Source organism: Sphingomonas aurea, assembly GCF_030678875.1.
In the GTDB taxonomy this organism is placed as follows: domain Bacteria; phylum Pseudomonadota; class Alphaproteobacteria; order Sphingomonadales; family Sphingomonadaceae; genus Sphingomonas; species Sphingomonas aurea.
The window spans coordinates 279,808-294,901 of the sequence record NZ_JAUUDS010000003.1 but is presented as its reverse complement, the minus strand read 5'-3'; the positions used below and the strand labels follow the sequence as shown (position 1 = coordinate 294,901).

At 69.5% G+C, this 15,094-nt stretch carries 21 protein-coding genes; 12 read left to right on the top strand and 9 right to left on the bottom strand.

All coding sequences use genetic code 11. The annotated features are described in order from the left end of the window. Positions 1–65 precede the first annotated feature (65 nt). From Q5H91_RS09345 to Q5H91_RS09335, 3 genes are all read left to right on the top strand, one after another. Positions 66–617, top strand: a complete 552-nt coding sequence (locus Q5H91_RS09345; RefSeq protein ID WP_305173149.1) for a J domain-containing protein — start codon at positions 66–68, stop codon at positions 615–617. A 94-nt stretch (positions 618–711) separates the two neighbouring features. Next, positions 712–933, top strand: a complete 222-nt coding sequence (locus tag Q5H91_RS09340) for an AbrB/MazE/SpoVT family DNA-binding domain-containing protein (protein WP_441347525.1) — start codon at positions 712–714, stop codon at positions 931–933. After that, positions 933–1,265, top strand: coding sequence for a type II toxin-antitoxin system PemK/MazF family toxin (locus tag Q5H91_RS09335; protein ID WP_305173116.1), 333 nt, complete (start codon positions 933–935; stop codon positions 1,263–1,265). Before Q5H91_RS09340 ends, Q5H91_RS09335 begins: the two co-directional genes overlap by 1 nt. A 10-nt stretch (positions 1,266–1,275) precedes the next feature. On the opposite strand, the gene Q5H91_RS09330 is transcribed toward Q5H91_RS09335, so the two are convergent. The 5 genes from Q5H91_RS09330 to Q5H91_RS09310 form a co-directional block, all read right to left on the bottom strand. Beyond that, the gene (locus tag Q5H91_RS09330; RefSeq protein WP_305173115.1) at positions 1,276–1,731 is read right to left on the bottom strand and encodes an SRPBCC family protein; all 456 of its coding nucleotides are present in this window, start codon (positions 1,729–1,731) and stop codon (positions 1,276–1,278) included. Further along, on the bottom strand, positions 1,728–2,231 hold the full coding sequence (locus Q5H91_RS09325; protein ID WP_305173114.1) for a VOC family protein: 504 nt from the start codon (positions 2,229–2,231) through the stop codon (positions 1,728–1,730). The genes Q5H91_RS09330 and Q5H91_RS09325 overlap by 4 nt, the downstream gene beginning before the upstream one ends. Then, positions 2,228–3,010: a VOC family protein gene (locus Q5H91_RS09320; RefSeq protein WP_305173113.1), complete on the bottom strand. Its 783-nt coding sequence runs from the start codon at positions 3,008–3,010 to the stop codon at positions 2,228–2,230. Before Q5H91_RS09320 ends, Q5H91_RS09325 begins: the two co-directional genes overlap by 4 nt. Before the next feature lies 1 nt (position 3,011). Beyond that, complete coding sequence (locus Q5H91_RS09315; RefSeq protein ID WP_305173112.1) at positions 3,012–3,365, bottom strand: DUF1428 domain-containing protein; 354 nt, start codon at positions 3,363–3,365, stop codon at positions 3,012–3,014. Positions 3,366–3,496: 131 nt separating this feature from the next. Then, entirely contained in the window at positions 3,497–3,934 is a 438-nt protein-coding gene (locus Q5H91_RS09310; protein ID WP_305173111.1) for a VOC family protein, read from the bottom strand. A gap of 62 nt (positions 3,935–3,996) precedes the next feature. Here Q5H91_RS09310 and Q5H91_RS09305 point away from each other — a divergent pair, with 62 nt between their 5' ends. The 8 genes from Q5H91_RS09305 to purU are packed head-to-tail and all read left to right on the top strand — an operon-like array spanning position 3,997 to position 10,555. Then, on the top strand, positions 3,997–4,677 hold the full coding sequence (locus Q5H91_RS09305) for a winged helix-turn-helix transcriptional regulator (protein WP_305173110.1): 681 nt from the start codon (positions 3,997–3,999) through the stop codon (positions 4,675–4,677). 37 nt (positions 4,678–4,714) lie between these two features. Beyond that, entirely contained in the window at positions 4,715–5,719 is a 1,005-nt protein-coding gene (cobS, locus tag Q5H91_RS09300; RefSeq protein ID WP_305173147.1) for a cobaltochelatase subunit CobS, read from the top strand. 7 nt (positions 5,720–5,726) lie between these two features. Further along, positions 5,727–6,032: a nucleotidyltransferase family protein gene (locus Q5H91_RS09295; protein ID WP_305173109.1), complete on the top strand. Its 306-nt coding sequence runs from the start codon at positions 5,727–5,729 to the stop codon at positions 6,030–6,032. Next, positions 6,022–6,363, top strand: coding sequence for a HepT-like ribonuclease domain-containing protein (locus Q5H91_RS09290; RefSeq protein WP_305173108.1), 342 nt, complete (start codon positions 6,022–6,024; stop codon positions 6,361–6,363). The genes Q5H91_RS09295 and Q5H91_RS09290 overlap by 11 nt, the downstream gene beginning before the upstream one ends. Beyond that, positions 6,363–8,183 (top strand): cobaltochelatase subunit CobT, encoded by a 1,821-nt coding sequence (gene cobT / locus Q5H91_RS09285; protein ID WP_305173107.1) that lies wholly within the window; start codon positions 6,363–6,365, stop codon positions 8,181–8,183. Before Q5H91_RS09290 ends, cobT begins: the two co-directional genes overlap by 1 nt. A gap of 19 nt (positions 8,184–8,202) precedes the next feature. Then, positions 8,203–9,309 (top strand): S-(hydroxymethyl)glutathione dehydrogenase/class III alcohol dehydrogenase, encoded by a 1,107-nt coding sequence (locus Q5H91_RS09280; protein ID WP_305173106.1) that lies wholly within the window; start codon positions 8,203–8,205, stop codon positions 9,307–9,309. Next, positions 9,309–9,692: a VOC family protein gene (locus Q5H91_RS09275; RefSeq protein ID WP_305173105.1), complete on the top strand. Its 384-nt coding sequence runs from the start codon at positions 9,309–9,311 to the stop codon at positions 9,690–9,692. The genes Q5H91_RS09280 and Q5H91_RS09275 overlap by 1 nt, the downstream gene beginning before the upstream one ends. Beyond that, complete coding sequence (purU, locus tag Q5H91_RS09270; RefSeq protein WP_305173104.1) at positions 9,689–10,555, top strand: formyltetrahydrofolate deformylase; 867 nt, start codon at positions 9,689–9,691, stop codon at positions 10,553–10,555. Before Q5H91_RS09275 ends, purU begins: the two co-directional genes overlap by 4 nt. Before the next feature lie 51 nt (positions 10,556–10,606). Here purU and Q5H91_RS09265 read toward each other — a convergent pair whose 3' ends face one another. Continuing rightward, the gene (locus Q5H91_RS09265) at positions 10,607–12,145 is read right to left on the bottom strand and encodes an ABC transporter permease/substrate-binding protein (protein ID WP_305173103.1); all 1,539 of its coding nucleotides are present in this window, start codon (positions 12,143–12,145) and stop codon (positions 10,607–10,609) included. Further along, on the bottom strand, positions 12,142–12,891 hold the full coding sequence (locus Q5H91_RS09260) for an ATP-binding cassette domain-containing protein (RefSeq protein WP_305173102.1): 750 nt from the start codon (positions 12,889–12,891) through the stop codon (positions 12,142–12,144). The genes Q5H91_RS09265 and Q5H91_RS09260 overlap by 4 nt, the downstream gene beginning before the upstream one ends. A gap of 48 nt (positions 12,892–12,939) precedes the next feature. Between Q5H91_RS09260 and Q5H91_RS09255 the strand changes: the two genes are divergently transcribed. Next, on the top strand, positions 12,940–13,734 hold the full coding sequence (locus tag Q5H91_RS09255) for an SDR family oxidoreductase (RefSeq protein ID WP_305173101.1): 795 nt from the start codon (positions 12,940–12,942) through the stop codon (positions 13,732–13,734). 9 nt (positions 13,735–13,743) lie between these two features. Here Q5H91_RS09255 and Q5H91_RS09250 read toward each other — a convergent pair whose 3' ends face one another. Both Q5H91_RS09250 and Q5H91_RS09245 read right to left on the bottom strand, forming a co-directional pair. Further along, positions 13,744–14,463, bottom strand: a complete 720-nt coding sequence (locus Q5H91_RS09250) for an esterase/lipase family protein (protein WP_305173100.1) — start codon at positions 14,461–14,463, stop codon at positions 13,744–13,746. Further along, entirely contained in the window at positions 14,424–15,083 is a 660-nt protein-coding gene (locus Q5H91_RS09245; protein ID WP_305173099.1) for a TIGR02117 family protein, read from the bottom strand. Before Q5H91_RS09245 ends, Q5H91_RS09250 begins: the two co-directional genes overlap by 40 nt. Between the last annotated feature and the right edge of the window lie 11 nt (positions 15,084–15,094).

Below are 15,094 nucleotides of genomic sequence, written 5' to 3'. Positions count from 1 at the left end.
CAGGGAATGACGTGGCACACGGTGCTGAGAAGAAGGAACGGCCGGGCACGCGCTTCCACGGCCGGATGGAATCGAACGGCCGTGCCTGTGCCGAGCCGGGCTGTCCCGAGCCGGGCGAGTTCCGCGCGCCGCCGCTGGAAGGCGCGTCGACCGGTGGGCCGCCGGCATTTCGCTGGATGTGTCTGGACCATGTCCGCGCGTTCAACGCGCGTTACAATTTCTTCGACGGCATGACCGCCGAGGAGATCCACCACGCCCAGCGCCCGCTGGCGGGGTGGGAGGCGGAGACGCGCGCCTTCGCCCGCGGCCATGGCGGCGGGCAGGGGCCGCGCTGGGCGGATTTCAGCGACCCGCTCGACGCGATCGCCGCGCGCTACCGCCGCGAACCCGCCGCCGACCGACCGGACGGCAAGCCGCTGTCCGGCGAGGACCGTGCCAATCTGAAGCTCCTCGGCCTGGGTGCGGACGCGGACCGCTCGGCGTTGCGCAAGCGCTATTCCGAGCTGGTCCGCCGCTACCATCCCGACCGCAACGGCGGCGACCGCAGCCACGAGAGCCAGCTGCAGAAGGTCATCGCCGCCTATCAGGCGCTGCGGGGCGCACCGGCATTCGCGTGAAGCGATCCTTGCCATCCACCGTATATTGTTATACGTTCGTATAACAAGGAGCCGAGTTATGTATGTGACAAATCTCCGCAAGGTCGGCGGGTCCGTGATGCTCGCCGTGCCGCCCGCGATTCTCGACCTGCTGCACCTCCATGCCGGAACGGCCGTCGGCCTCGCGGTCGACAACGACCGGCTGATCGTCGAGGCCAGGACACACCCGCGTTACCGGCTGGACGAACTGCTGGCGCAGTGCGACGCGACGGAAAGCACCGACGCTGATGATCGCGCCTGGCTCGAAGGGCCGGCGATCGGGCGCGAACTGATCTAATGGAGCGGGGCGACATCTACCTCGTCTCGCTCGATCCGACGGCGGGGCATGAGCAGCGCGGCACACGTCCGGTGCTGATCGTCTCGCCTACCGCGTTCAACCGGTTGACGAGCGCGCTAATCGTCTTGCCGATCACCAATGGTGGCAATTTCGCGCGCATGGCGGGTTTCGCGGTATCGCTGGCGGAGGCCGGCACCCGCACCACCGGAGTGGTGCGCTGCGACCAGCCGCGCACGCTCGACCTGACCGCGCGTCACGCGAGAAAGCTGGAGAGCGTTCCGGCCGCGATCATGGACGAGGTGCTGGCGAGATTGTCCCCGCTGTTCGATTGAGACAGCCCGCCTACCCAGCCAATTGCATCGCGACCTCTACCAGCTGGTCGGTCGCGGCGTTCCAGCCGGGCTCGAAACCCATCGCCGCGTGGCTGTCGCGCGCCTCGGCGGTCCAGTGGCGGGCGGTGGCGGTGTAGCGGGTGCGGCCGCCCTCCTCGGCGAACGCGTCCAGCCGGACCATGAACGGCCCCTGCGGCAGCCAGCCGCTGGCGAAGGCGTCGGTCGAGACGATCAGCCGCTCGGGCACCACCTCGAGATAGACGCCCTCGATCGGGTTCTCCTCCCCGTTCGGCCCCCGCAGCACCAGCGACGAGCGGCCACCGGTGCGCAGATCCATCGCGCGGATCTCGGTGGTCCAGGGGCGCGGGCAGAACCATTCGGCGGTATGTTCGGTCCAGGCGCGCCACACCGTCGCGACCGGCGCGTCGATCAGGCGGGTGATCGACAGTTCGTAACGCTCGGTCATGCATCGTCTCCGTCGGCAGCGGCCTCGATCGCGGCGATGTCGATCTTCACCATGGTCATCATCGCCCGCATCGCGCGGCCGGCACGGGCACGGTCGGAATCGGCCATCAGCTGCGCCAGCCGGTCGGGGACGATCTGCCACGACACGCCGAATCGGTCCTTCAGCCAGCCGCACTGCACCGCCTTTCCGCCATCGGCGGTCAGCGCGTCCCAGTAGCGGTCGACCTCCGCCTGGTCCGCGCACGACAGCTGGAGCGACATCGCCTCGCTGAAGCCGTGACCGGGGCCGCCGTTCATCGCGACGAAGCTGCGCCCGCCCAGCGTGAAGCCGACCGTCAATACCTTGCCGAGCCCGACCGCCGGGTTCTCCGCCGGTGCGCGCACGACGTCGCCGATCCGGCTGTCGGGGATCAGGCCGGTGTAGAGGCGCGCCATCTCCTCCGCCGTGCCGTCGCACCACAGCCAGGTGGTGACCTTGTCGCGCGAGCCGAAGCCGCTCATGCCGCCGCTCCCCGCGTGCCGACCAGCCCGAAGCGCGCACCTTGCGGATCGGCGAGCACTGCCGAGAAGGCGCCGCCCGGAATCTCGTCCGGTCCCTGGATCAGGGTGCCGCCGCCCGCGGCGACGCGACCGACCGCGGCGTCGATGTCGGGCACCAGGAAATAGCTCTGCCAGCCGTTCGGTGCGCCCGGCGTCGTCCGCATCGCCGCACCGACCATGGCGTCGCCGTTGTAGAGGAACTTGTATTCGCCGAGCGGCCCCATCGGCATCGCGCCGTCCTGCCGCCAGCCGAACAGGTCGGCGTAGAAGGCGATGCCGGCATCCTGATCGGGGGTGGACAGCTCCGTCCAGACCGCATGGCCGGGCCGCGCGCTATTCCCGTGCTGCTCGAAAGCGCGACTGTCGATCGTACCTTCCCCGTGCATGACGTAGAAGGGATTGCCCTGCGGATCGGCGAGCATCGCCAGTCGCCCGGCGCCGGGCACGTCCATCGGCGGCAGCTGGAGCGCAGCGCCCTTGGCCTGCGCCGCCGCCACCGTCCGGTCGACATCGTCGCAGCCGATATAGACCAGCCAGACCGGAGCAGCCTCCATGCCGGCGGGCCGGGGCATCAGCCCGCCGACCCGGTCGCCGTCGCGGGCGGAGAGGATGCGATAGTCCATGCCGGGCATCTCGCCGGGCGCGATCGTCCAGCCGACCACGTCGGCGTAGAAGCGTTGCGCGGCGTCGGGATCGCTGGTGACCAGCTCGAACCAGACGGGGTTGCCAAGGGTGCCCATCTCAGGCCTCCAGCTCGTAGATCGGCTCGAACCCGCCGAAGATCATCCGCTTGCCGTCGAACGGCATGCCCAGATCGTGCATGCGCGGATCTTCCATCATCTTCGCTTCGGACGCGTCGGCGGTGGCGCGGTCGGGCCAGACGATCCATGAAAAGGCCACCGTCTCGTCCTCGGTCGCCTGCACCGCGCGACGGAAATCGGTGACCTTGCCGTCGGGCAGCTTGACGCCCCACGCCTCTGTCATGGTCAGCGCACCATATTCCTTCAGCAGCACGCCGACCTTCTGGCACAGTTCGATGTACGCCGCCCTGTTGGCGGTCGGCACCGGCGTGACGAACCCGGATATATAGGTCATCTTCTCTCTCCCTCGTCGATGTTCAGGCGATCGGAATGGGACCGATCATGCCATGCTGAGTAGCGATCAGCAGCGCGGTCGCGGCGAAGGCGACCAGCCCGATCGACCATTCGCGGGCGACGCGCACCGGATCAGGCCGCCGCCGGCTGCGCGGCCATGGCGGCGAGCGCGGCATCCAAGTCCATCCACATCGGCCCGAACAGGTGGCCGTCGAGATCCTCGAAGCTGCGGCCGTACATGAAGCCGTGATCGTCGGGCGCGTTGACGTCGGCGCGTCCGCCCGCCGCGGCGGCAGCCTCGACGATCGCATCGACCGCGGCGCGGCTGTCCTGCGACAGGCAGAACAGCGCCTGCGCCGTCGCGTGCGCGTCGGCGATCGGCTTCGGGCTGAAGCCGCCGAAGAATTCGTGCGAGGTCAGCATGAACACGATGGTGTCGGAGAACTGCATCGACGCCGCCTTGCCGGGCGTGCTGAACCGGTCGTCCCGGGTGGCGCCGATCGCGGTGTAGAAGGCGGCGGACGCCTCCACATCCTTCACCGGCAGGTTCACAAAGATCATCGGCGCCATGGTCGTTCCTCCTTCGAAGCGCTGTTTGCGTTGGATGCGCGGTTCAGTTAGTAAAAGCAACTATGAAGTTAGAAAAAGTAACTGAGCAGACGAGAGTAGCGGCGAAGCGGTGGTACGACGACGCATGCGGCACGGCGCATGCGCTGGAACTGGTGGGGGAGCGCTGGTCGCTGCTGATCGTGCGCGAGCTGATGTTCGGTCCGCGCCGCTTCGGCGAGCTGCGCGCCGCGTTGCCGGGGATCAGTGCCAACGTCCTGACCCAGCGGCTCGCCGGGCTGGAGGCGGCCGGGGTGTTGCGGCGCCAGACGCTGGCGCCGCCCGCCAGCGTCCAGGTCTATGGCCTGACCGCATGGGGTTATGAGGCGGAGGAATCCATCCAGGCGCTCGGCCGCTGGGCGGCGCGGTCGCCCGATCACGACCCGACGCTGCCGATCTCGCCGGCCTCGATCATGCTGTCGTTCCGGACGATGTTCAAAGGTGCGGGCGGCTGGCGCGCCACGATCGGCTTTCGCTTCGGCCCCGAGTCGTTCGTCATCCGGGTCGCCGACACGCTGGAGGTGACCCGGGAGGAGCCGGACGGCGTCGCGGACGTCGTACTGGCGACCGAGCCGACGATCGTTGCCGCCTTCGTCTATGGCAAGGTGCCGCTTGGGGAATTGCCGATCGCGGTGACCGGCGATGCCGCGGTGGCGCGCGGTTTCGCCGCTCTCTTCACCCTCCCGCCCAAGGTGCCGGTTGAGTAGGGAGCCACGACTGTCCTAAGGCGTTCTCGCCATGGCCATGACCGATATCCCAAACACCCAGCCCGACAGCCGCGAGACGACGATCCTCGACGCCCCCGACAAGGTGGTGAACGTCCGCGACGCGTTCGACATCGACCTCGACATGGAGGTACCCGCCTTTTCCGAGGCGGACGAGCGCGTTCCCGACCTCGATCCCGCCTATGTCTTCGATCGCGAGACGACGCTGGCGGTGCTGGCGGGCTTCGCCCACAACCGCCGCGTGATGGTCCAAGGCTATCACGGCACCGGCAAGTCGACCCACATCGAACAGGTCGCAGCCCGCCTGAACTGGCCGTGCATTCGCATCAACCTCGACGCGCATATCAGCCGCATCGACCTGATCGGCCGCGACGCGATCGTGCTGCGCGACGGCCAGCAGGTGACCGAGTTCCGCGAGGGGCTGCTCCCCTGGGCGCTCCAGACCCCGACCGCGCTGGTGTTCGACGAGTATGACGCCGGCCGCCCCGACGTGATGTTCGTGATCCAGCGCGTGCTGGAGACGGAGGGCAAGCTGACCCTGCTCGACCAGAACCGCGTCATCCGGCCGAGTCCCTGGTTCCGCCTGTTCGCCACCGCCAACACGGTCGGGCTGGGCGACACCAGCGGGCTGTATCACGGCACGCAGCAGATCAACCAGGGCCAGATGGACCGCTGGAACATCGTCGTCACGCTCAACTATCTGCCCGCCGCGGTCGAGGCGCGGATCGTGCTCGCCAAGTCGGGCGAGTATGACAAGCCCGACGGCAAGAAGACCGTCGACGCGATGGTCCGCGTCGCCGACCTGACCCGAAAGGGCTTCGTCAACGGCGATATCTCGACCGTGATGAGCCCGCGCACCGTCATCACCTGGGCGCAGAACGCCCTGATCTTCGGCGATGTCGGCACCGCCTTCCGCCTGTCGTTCCTGAACAAGTGCGACGAGGCGGAACGGCCGCTGGTGGCGGAATATTACCAGCGCGTGTTCGGCAAGGACCTGCCCGAGAGCGTGGTGGCGCGGGGTTGAAGGCGGCATGGACAAGGTAGAGGCCCTGACACGACTTCGCGCGCGGGAAGCGGACCTGCGCGCCATGGGTATCGAGCGCTTGTCCCTATTCGGCTCAACTGCGCGTGGGGAGGATCGGCCCGACTCGGATGTCGATCTTGCTGCCGTCATGGACTATGATCAGGTAAGCACGCTGGGGCCGTTTGGTTTCTTCGGTATCGAAGACCGCGTCGCCGAGATGCTGGGTGGTGTGAAGGTCGATCTGGTAACCGAACCCACCCGTCGTTCGCGCTTGCAAGCCCAGATCGATCGCGACCGCGTCGATGTATTCTGAGCGTACCCGCCTGTTCCTCGCGGATATTGCAGAGGATGCGAACCGGCTGATGTCCTTTGTCACGGGAATGGATGCCAACGGGTTGGCCGGCGATGAGCGGACATTGCTGGCGGTAGAGCGGCTGTTCCAGCGGATCACCGAGGCGGTGATACAGATCGGGCCGGACGACATGGCGCGGATAGATCCGAACTTGCCTATCCGCAACATTCGCGGTCTCGGCAACCGTCTGCGCCACGATTATCGCAATATCGATCCCGCGCTCCTTTTGCGCACGGCACAGAATGATCTGCCCGCGCTCGTCGCGGCTGCGGAAAGGGCATTGGGTAGCTGATGGCCAACGAAACCCCTCTCGACCGGTTCAAGGCGGTCCTCGGCGGCGCCGCCCGCGCGCTGGCGGACGAGCCGGAGGTGGAGCTGGCCTTTACCGCCGACGCGCCGGCGCAGTCGGGCAGGCATCTGAAGGTGCCGATGCCCGCGCGCGCGCTGCCGGCCGAGCAGGTGGCGGAGGCGCGCGGGTTCGCCGATTCCTTTGCGCTGCGCCTCAGGCTGCACGACGTCGGGCTGCACCAGCGTGGGGCGCCGGCCGATCCGGTCGCGCGCGCGGTGTACGACGCGGTCGAAACGGCGCGGGTCGAGGCGCTGGGTGCGCGCGGCTATGACGGCATCGGCGACAATCTGGCCCATGCGCTGGAGATGCGGCTGAAATCCGATCCGATCGCGCGGGCGCGGAGCCGGGCGGAGGTGCCGCTGTCGACCGCGCTCGGCCTGATGGTGCGCGAGGCGTTGACCGGGCGCGCCGCTCCGGCGGGCGCCGATGCGGGGCTGGCGATGGTCCGCCCCTGGGTCGAGGAGCGGGCCGACCTGTCGGCGCTGGCGCTCGCGCTGGACGACCAGCGGGCGTTCCAGGCGCTGGCCAACAAGATGCTCGCCGACCTGGAACTGACCGAGGGCGAGCAGTCGCCGGACGAGAGCGATGAGGGCGGCGACGAGGACGAGGGACAGGATGACCCGTCCGAGGGCGACAGCGATGACGCGGCCGAGGGGGGCGATGCCGAGGGCGAGATGGAGGCCCGCGGCGAGGAGCGCGAGGCCGAGGGCGAGAGCGAGGACCAGCAGGAAACCGAGCAGGATTCCGGCGAGGACATGGACGGTGAGCCCGGTGAAGAGGGCGACGAGGGCATGCAGCCCGTCCGCCCCAACCGGCCTAGGTCGGATCCGTCGCCCCAGTTCGACTATCGTCCCTGGACGACCCAGTTCGACGAGGTGGTGACCGCCACCGACCTGTGCGACGCCGACGAGCTGCTGCGGCTGCGCGGCTACCTCGACCAGCAGCTCGCGCACCTGCAATCGGCGGTGTCGAAGCTCGCCAACCGGCTTCAGCGCCGGCTGATGGCGCAGCAGAACCGCAGCTGGGACTTCGACCAGGAAGAGGGGCTGCTCGACGCCGCGCGGCTGGCCCGTGTCGTCACCAGCCCCGGCCAGTCGCTGAGCTACAAGGTCGAGCGCGACACCGATTTCCGCGACACCGTCGTCACGCTGCTGATCGACAATTCGGGGTCGATGCGCGGCCGGCCGATCTCGATCGCGGCGATCTCTGCCGACATCCTCGCACGCACGCTGGAGCGGTGCGGGGTGAAGACCGAGATTCTCGGCTTCACCACCCGCGCGTGGAAGGGCGGGCAGAGCCGCGAGACCTGGCTCGCCGCCGGCCGTCCGCCGCAGCCCGGCCGCCTGAACGACATCCGCCACATCATCTACAAGAAGGCCGACGATCCCTGGCGCCGCGCCCGCCAGAATCTGGGGCTGATGATGCGCGAGGGGCTGCTGAAGGAGAATATCGACGGCGAGGCGCTGTTATGGGCGCACAGCCGGCTGATCGCGCGGGCCGAGGATCGCCGCATCCTGATGGTCATCAGCGACGGCGCGCCGGTCGACGACTCGACGCTGTCGGTCAACAGCGGCAGCTATCTGGAGCGCCACCTGCGCCAGGTGATCGGCTGGATCGAGGCGAAAAGCCCGGTCGAGCTGATCGCGATCGGCATCGGCCATGACGTGACACGCTATTACAGCCGCGCGGTGACGATCATGGATGCCGAGCAGCTGGGCGGCACCATCATCGAGCAACTCGCGTCGCTGTTCGACGCCGACTGACCTTTTCGGAGCATTGCCAATGAAGACTCGCGCCGCCGTCGCGTTCGAGGCGAAACAGCCGCTGGAGATCGTCGAACTCGACCTGGAGGGGCCGAAGGCGGGCGAGGTGCTGGTCGAGATCATGGCGACCGGCATCTGCCATACCGACGCCTATACGCTCGACGGGCTGGACAGCGAGGGGCTGTTCCCCAGCGTGCTGGGGCATGAGGGCGCAGGGGTGGTGCGAGAGGTCGGCGCCGGCGTGACCAGCGTCGTATCCGGCGATCACGTCATCCCGCTCTACACGCCCGAATGCCGCCAGTGTAAGTCGTGCCTGTCGCAGAAGACCAACCTGTGCACCGCGATCCGCGCGACACAAGGACGGGGGCTGATGCCCGACGGCACGACCCGCTTCAGCTACAAGGGGCAGCCGATCTTCCATTACATGGGCTGCTCGACCTTCTCGAACTTCACCGTCCTGCCCGAGATCGCGGTGGCGAAGATCCGCCCGGACGCGCCGTTCGACACCAGCTGCTATATCGGTTGCGGCGTGACGACCGGCGTCGGCGCGGTGGTGAACACGGCCAAGGTGCAGCCGGGCGACACGGTCGTCGTGTTCGGGCTGGGCGGCATCGGCCTGAACGTGATCCAGGGTGCCAAGCTGGCGGGTGCCGGGATGATCGTCGGGGTCGACATCAATCCCGACCGCGAGGAGTGGGGCCGCAAATTCGGCATGACCCACTTCGCCAACCCGCGACAGGTGGGCGACATCGTGCCGCACATCGTCCAGCTGACCGACGGCGGTGCCGATTACAGCTTCGACTGCACCGGAAACACCGACGTGATGCGGCAGGCGCTGGAATGCTGCCACCGCGGCTGGGGCACCAGCATCGTCATCGGCGTGGCGGAGGCGGGCAGGGAGATCAGTACGCGCCCCTTCCAGCTCGTTACCGGTCGTAACTGGCGCGGAACCGCGTTCGGCGGCGCGCGCGGGCGGACCGACGTGCCGAAGATCGTCGACTGGTACATGGACGGGATGATCCAGATCGACCCGATGATTACCCACCGCCTGACGCTCGACGAGATCAACAAGGGATTCGACCTGATGCATGCCGGCGAGTCGATCCGCAGCGTGGTGGTGTATTGATGTTCAGCCACGTCACGCTCGGCATGGACGATGCCGAAGCCACCCGCCGCTTCTACGACGCCGTGCTCGGCACGATCGGAGTACCGCCGGGCGTTACCGATGAGCGGGGGCGGCTGGTGTACAGCCATGATGGCGGGCGGCTGCTCATCACCCGGCCGGTCGACGGGCAGGGGGCTGCGGCGGGAAACGGCCATACGCTCGGTTTCCTGATGCCGTCGCCCGAGGCGGCCGATGCGTGGCACACGGCCGGCGTGGCAAATGGCGGCACGACGTGCGAGGATCCGCCCGGCATTCGTCAGGCGACCGGCGGGCGGGTCGTCTACCTCGCCTATCTGCGCGATCCCGCCGGTAACAAGCTGTGCGCCTTTCACCGCATCTCATGAGCGGCGATTCCTCCTTCGTCCTGACGCTGACCTGCGAGGATCGGGTCGGGATCGTCGCGGCGGTGGCGGGGGCGCTGGCGGGCGTCGACGGCTTCATCCTCGACAGCCAGCAATATGCCGATCTGGAGACGGGTCGCTTCTTCCTGCGGGTCGTGTTCGGGCGCGGGGGCGACCGGTTCCCGGCAACGCGGGAGCCGCTGGCGGCGGCACTGGCGCCGATCGCCGCACGGTTCGGCTTCAACTGGTCGCTCGCGAGCCTGGCCGATCGGCCGCGCGTGCTGGTGGCGGTGTCGAAGGGCTCGCACTGCCTGAACGACCTGCTTCACCGCTGGCGGACCAACACGCTGCCGGTCGAGATCGTCGGCGTGGTGTCGAACCACGACACGCTGCGCCCGCTGGTCGAGTGGCACGGCCTGCCCTGGCATCACCTGCCCGTCGGCGCAGACGACCGCGCGGTGCAGGAGGATGCGATCCTGTCGCTGGTGGAGGCGAGCGGCGCCGATTACCTGATCCTCGCGCGCTACATGCAGGTGCTGGGGCCCCGGCTGGTCGCGGCGCTCGCGGGGCGGTGCATCAACATCCATCACAGCTTCCTGCCCGGCTTCAAGGGCGCAAAGCCGTATCACCGCGCCCATGCGCGCGGCGTGAAGCTGATCGGCGCGACGGCACATTTCGTCACCGCCGACCTGGACGAGGGGCCGATCATCGAGCAGGCGGTCGAGCGGGTCGATCACCGTGCCGATGTCGAAGACCTGATCCGCATCGGCCGCGATATCGAGGCTCAGGTGCTGGCGCGCGCGGTCGCCTGGGTCGGCGAGCGGCGGGTTTTCCTGAACGGCAACCGGACGGTCGTGTTTCGGTAGAACGCGGTCATCACAATTCATGTCATGCCGGGACGAGCCCGGGATGACGGATCACTGTAACCTGATCGCCCCCGCCAACCATGCCGCCGCCTGCTCGGGCGATTGCTTGTCCGCCTCGCGATCGACGCGGTAGTTGGCCTGCCGCATCGCCTCTACCCCGATCCGTCCGGCAAGGGGGCGCAGCGCCGCCAGGAAGCGCGCGTCCTTCGCCCGCCCCGGCGCGACCAGCAGGATCGCATCGTAACCGGGGATGGCGTGCTTCGGATCGGTCAACACGCGCAGATGCTCCGCCGCGATCCGTCCGTCGGACGAGAAGGCGGTGATCGCATCGACCCGGCCGCTCGCCAGTGCCTGATACATGAAGGTCGGGCTGAACGGCGTCGCCGCCGCGAAGCGCATCGGATAGGCGCGCCGCACCGCCGCCCATTCCGGCCGCTCCAGAAATTCCAGGTCGCTGCCCAGCCGCAACGAGGGAGACTGCGCCGCCAGATCGGCGAGCGTCGCGATCCCCCGTGCCCGCGCCACCGGCTCGCGCATGGCAAAGGCATAGGCGTTCTCGAACCCCAGCGCGGCAACCAGCCGCACGCCGCGGGTGCGCGCGGTCCATTCGCCGATCGTACGCAGCATCGCCGCGCGGTCGGGCACGTCGGCGCGTTTCATTTCGTTGGTCCAGATCGTGCCGGCATAGTCGACATAGACGTCGACCGCCCCGCTCGCGACCGCACCGAAGATCACCGCCGATCCCAGCCCGTCGCGATATTCGACGCGATATCCGGCGCGTTCCAGCCGGTCGCCGATCAGCCGGGCGAGAATATATTGCTCGGCGAAATTCTTCGCGCCGACCGTCACCAGTGGCCGGTCGCCACCTTTCGCCGGCCACCACAGAGGCGCAGTCGCCGCCAGCATCCCGCCCGCCAGCACCGCGAGCGCCGCCAGCCAAAGCCCGCGCCGCCGCGCGGCGATGCCGCGCTCGACCAGCCCCATCAGCGCGTCGACCGCCAGTGCCAGTGCCGCGGCGGCGAGGCAGCCGGCGAGGACCAGCGACCAGCTCTGCGTCTGCAATCCGGCGAAGATCAGGTCGCCCAGGCTCGGCTGCCCGACCGTGGTCGACAGCGTCGCCGCACCGATCGTCCACACCGCCGCGGTGCGCAGCCCGGCAATCGCGACAGGCGCGGCGAGCGGCGCTTCGACCAGCCGCAGCTTCTGCGCCGGCGTCATCCCCACCGCATCCGCGGCCTCGATCACCGCCGGGTCGATGCCGCGCAGGCTCGCGACCCCGTTCCGGAGCAGCGGCAGCAGCGCGTAGAGCGTCAGTGCGAGCAGCGACGGCAGAAAGCCGAGCGCCGGCAGCGCCCCGCCGCCGACCAGCAGCAGCAGGGGAAAGAACAGGGCGAGCAGCGCCAGCGCCGGAACGGTCTGGATCAGGCTGGCGAACCCAAGCGCCACCGCCGCCACCCGTGGCCGTCGCGCCGCGACGATCGCCAGCGGTGCCGCGATCGCCAGCCCCAGCGCGATCGCGGCGAGGCTGAGCGTGACATGCGCGGCCAGCAGCGGCGGCACGCGCGACAGGGCGGCGAGGAAGCCGCTCATCGCACCGCCGCCAGTCGCGCCGCCTGGTCGCGCGGCACCGCGACCAGCGCCTGCGCCGCGTCCCCGCCGCCGCCGGCCAGCAGCGCTGCGGGCGTCTCGTCGGCGACGACGCGGCCCGCCTTCATCACCACGACCCGCGTCGCGAGCAGCAGCGCCTCCGCCATGTCGTGCGTCACCAGGATCGTCGTCAGGCCGAGTTCGTCGTGAAGCGCGCGGAGCCGCTGCCCCAGCGCGTCGCGCGTGACCGGATCGAGCGCGCCGAACGCCTCGTCGAGCAGCAGCAGCTTCGCCCCCGGCGCCAGCGCACGGGCGATGCCGACCCGCTGGCGCTGCCCGCCCGACAGCTCCGCCGGCATCCGCGGCGCGACGTCGCGCGGCAGCTCAAGCAGGTCGAGCAGCTGCGCAACGTCGGGCACCGGCTGCCCGGAGATGCGCGGCCCGATCGCGACATTCTCGGCGACGGTCAGGTGCGGGAACAGGCCGATATTCTGGAAGACATAGCCGATCCGCCGCCGCACCGCCGGGGCCGGGCCCCGCGTCACGTCCTCACCCCCCAGCAGCACGCGGCCACGCGTCGGCTCGACCAGCCGGTTGGCCATCTTGAGGAGCGTCGACTTGCCCGATCCCGACGTGCCGACCAGCGCGACGAAGCTGCCCCCGTCGACCGCCAGAGACACGTCCGCGACCGCCGCCGTGTCGCCGTACAGCTTGGTGACCTGTTCCCAGGCGAGGGCGGGCGGTTGCATCGGGCGCCACGATGGGCGACGCCATCGTCATCGTCAAAAGATAATATGATGGAGAGCAAGACCATGGCGCGCAGCATCCTGATAACCGGTGGCGGATCGGGCATCGGCCGCGCGACGGCGCAGCTGTTCGCGGCACGCGGATGGCGGATCGGTCTGGCCGATGTCGACGCCGCCGGCCTCGCCGCCACCGCCGCGCTGCTGCCGGCGGGGGCGGAGACGTTCGTGATGGACGTGCGCGACCGCGACGGCTGGGCGCGGACGCTGGCGGATTTCTGCGGCGAAGGCGGGGCGCTCGACATGCTGTTCAACAATGCCGGGGTGCCGGCGGGCGGGCCGCTGGCGCAGACCGGCGGCGACGAGATCGACCGGGTGATCGCGATCAATCTGGTCGGGGTGATCGACGGGGCGCGGCTCGCCTATCCGTATCTGGCGCGGGCGAAGGACGCGTGCCTGCTCAACACCGCGTCGGCGGCGGGGATCTACGGTGGCCCCGGCATGGCGATCTATGGCGCGACCAAGGCGGGGGTGCGCAGCCTGACCGAGACGCTCGACGCCGAATGGGCGGCGGACGGCATCCGCGTGCGCGCGCTGATGCCCGGCTTCATCGAGACGCCGCTGCTGAACGCGACGCTGACCGGCAGCAACGCCACCGTTCGTGAGCGGGTGACCGCGGCGGGGCTGGAGTTCACCCCCGTCGAGCAGGTCGCCGAGGCCGCCTGGGCGGCCGCGCATGGCGAGCGGCTGTTGTGGCCGGTCGGCAAGACCGCGCGGCGCCTGACCTTCGCCGCCCGATGGCTGCCGGGCCGCCTGCGCGCGCAGATGCGGCGGACGGGGATGCGGTGACGCTTACCGCTATCGCTCCGCCAATACCTCCGCGATCGCCAGCAGCACCTCCGGCCGCATCTGCACGCCCAGATGGCTGCTCCTCACCTCGATCGCCCGGCACGCGTCGTCGCGGCAGATGGTGCCGGCGACCAGCCCGTCGCTGCGGCTCCAGATCGCCGTGGCGGGCACCGGCAGCGGACCCGCGATCCGCACGGAGCGGGCGACAACCGCCGGGTCATCCAGCCGCTCGCCGGTGAACAGCTCGAACGCGCGCCAGACATTCGTCGCCCGGCCGCTGCCGGCGAAGGGAGAGCTGACCGTCACCACCTCGCGCACCAGATCGGGGCGCTCGTGCGCGACCAGCCGCGCCATGATCCCGCCCAGGCTGACGCCGATCAGCGTCACCGGTCCGTGCATTCGCGCCACCTGCTCTACCCGCGCGATCAGCCGTTCGGCATCGCCGCCGACCGTCTTCGCGCCGAGATTGCGGCCGAGGCCCCAGCCTTCGGCGCGGTAGCCCAGACGGACCAGATAGCGTCGCATCACCGCGTTCGACCGGTCCGAGTTGAACAGTCCGGGCAGCAGCAGCACCGGTCGCCCGTCGCCGCGCGGGGCGGCGTCGAGCGCGGCGCGGTGTCGCCACCAGGTCGCCGCCATCCACGCCGCGCGGGGTACCTCGGCCGCCCACAGCGCCTTGCTGGGCGCCGCTACAGCCACTGCATCACCGTCGCCGGAAACGGCGTCCATGCTCCCATCCTCACTCCGGCATGGCGCAGCGCCGCGCCGGTCCACGCGTTGCAGGTGCGGATCGCGTCATAATGTCCGCGCCCCTGATAAAAGGCGTCATAGCCGGCATAGCCGTGCCGCCGCTCGCCGTCCGGTGCAACGCTCCCGGCGATGAAGGCGGCGAGGCGGCGATATTCCTCGGGCCGGAGCACCAGCGCACGCACGTCGGGATCCGGCACGGGGCGGGGCAGGTGTTCGACATGGACCAGCGTATCGTCGCTGCCCAGCGCCGCCGCCAGCACCGTGCCGGGCCGCAACTCGGCCCAGGTCGGCGTGCCGAGATAGAAGCCGCGCTCGCCCCAGCCGAACGACAGGTGGTCATAGGCGGCATAGCGCGGATCGGCGAGATCCCGCGCCCGCACCAGCCGCCGCCAGTCGACGCCGGCGGCGACCTTGGGCACGACGATGCCGGTGTGGACGCCGTTGCTCTCGACGAAGATCGTCACCCCCGCCGCCGCCGGCCGCCAGTCGCGATGGACCGGCACGGCCCCACCGACCGCGCCGGCGACCAGATAGGCCGACGGCACCGTCACGATCGCCAGCAGGGCGATACCGAACCGTCGGAGTTTCCGTTCGCTCACACCCCATGCTA

What these genes read in the sequence shown, in the direction of transcription:
- Q5H91_RS09345 (WP_305173149.1), top strand. Translation starts at nt 66, where the DNA reads ATGGAATCGAACGGCCGTGCCTGTGCCGAGCCGGGCTGTCCCGAGCCG.
- Q5H91_RS09335 (WP_305173116.1), top strand. Translation starts at nt 933, where the DNA reads ATGGAGCGGGGCGACATCTACCTCGTCTCGCTCGATCCGACGGCGGGG.
- Q5H91_RS09330 (WP_305173115.1), bottom strand. Translation starts at nt 1,731, where the DNA reads ATGACCGAGCGTTACGAACTGTCGATCACCCGCCTGATCGACGCGCCG.
- Q5H91_RS09325 (WP_305173114.1), bottom strand. Translation starts at nt 2,231, where the DNA reads ATGAGCGGCTTCGGCTCGCGCGACAAGGTCACCACCTGGCTGTGGTGC.
- Q5H91_RS09320 (WP_305173113.1), bottom strand. Translation starts at nt 3,010, where the DNA reads ATGGGCACCCTTGGCAACCCCGTCTGGTTCGAGCTGGTCACCAGCGAT.
- Q5H91_RS09315 (WP_305173112.1), bottom strand. Translation starts at nt 3,365, where the DNA reads ATGACCTATATATCCGGGTTCGTCACGCCGGTGCCGACCGCCAACAGG.
- Q5H91_RS09310 (WP_305173111.1), bottom strand. Translation starts at nt 3,934, where the DNA reads ATGGCGCCGATGATCTTTGTGAACCTGCCGGTGAAGGATGTGGAGGCG.
- Q5H91_RS09305 (WP_305173110.1), top strand. Translation starts at nt 3,997, where the DNA reads ATGAAGTTAGAAAAAGTAACTGAGCAGACGAGAGTAGCGGCGAAGCGG.
- cobS (WP_305173147.1), top strand. Translation starts at nt 4,715, where the DNA reads ATGACCGATATCCCAAACACCCAGCCCGACAGCCGCGAGACGACGATC.
- Q5H91_RS09295 (WP_305173109.1), top strand. Translation starts at nt 5,727, where the DNA reads ATGGACAAGGTAGAGGCCCTGACACGACTTCGCGCGCGGGAAGCGGAC.
- Q5H91_RS09290 (WP_305173108.1), top strand. Translation starts at nt 6,022, where the DNA reads ATGTATTCTGAGCGTACCCGCCTGTTCCTCGCGGATATTGCAGAGGAT.
- cobT (WP_305173107.1), top strand. Translation starts at nt 6,363, where the DNA reads ATGGCCAACGAAACCCCTCTCGACCGGTTCAAGGCGGTCCTCGGCGGC.
- Q5H91_RS09280 (WP_305173106.1), top strand. Translation starts at nt 8,203, where the DNA reads ATGAAGACTCGCGCCGCCGTCGCGTTCGAGGCGAAACAGCCGCTGGAG.
- Q5H91_RS09275 (WP_305173105.1), top strand. Translation starts at nt 9,309, where the DNA reads ATGTTCAGCCACGTCACGCTCGGCATGGACGATGCCGAAGCCACCCGC.
- purU (WP_305173104.1), top strand. Translation starts at nt 9,689, where the DNA reads ATGAGCGGCGATTCCTCCTTCGTCCTGACGCTGACCTGCGAGGATCGG.
- Q5H91_RS09265 (WP_305173103.1), bottom strand. Translation starts at nt 12,145, where the DNA reads ATGAGCGGCTTCCTCGCCGCCCTGTCGCGCGTGCCGCCGCTGCTGGCC.
- Q5H91_RS09260 (WP_305173102.1), bottom strand. Translation starts at nt 12,891, where the DNA reads ATGCAACCGCCCGCCCTCGCCTGGGAACAGGTCACCAAGCTGTACGGC.
- Q5H91_RS09255 (WP_305173101.1), top strand. Translation starts at nt 12,940, where the DNA reads ATGGAGAGCAAGACCATGGCGCGCAGCATCCTGATAACCGGTGGCGGA.
- Q5H91_RS09250 (WP_305173100.1), bottom strand. Translation starts at nt 14,463, where the DNA reads ATGGACGCCGTTTCCGGCGACGGTGATGCAGTGGCTGTAGCGGCGCCC.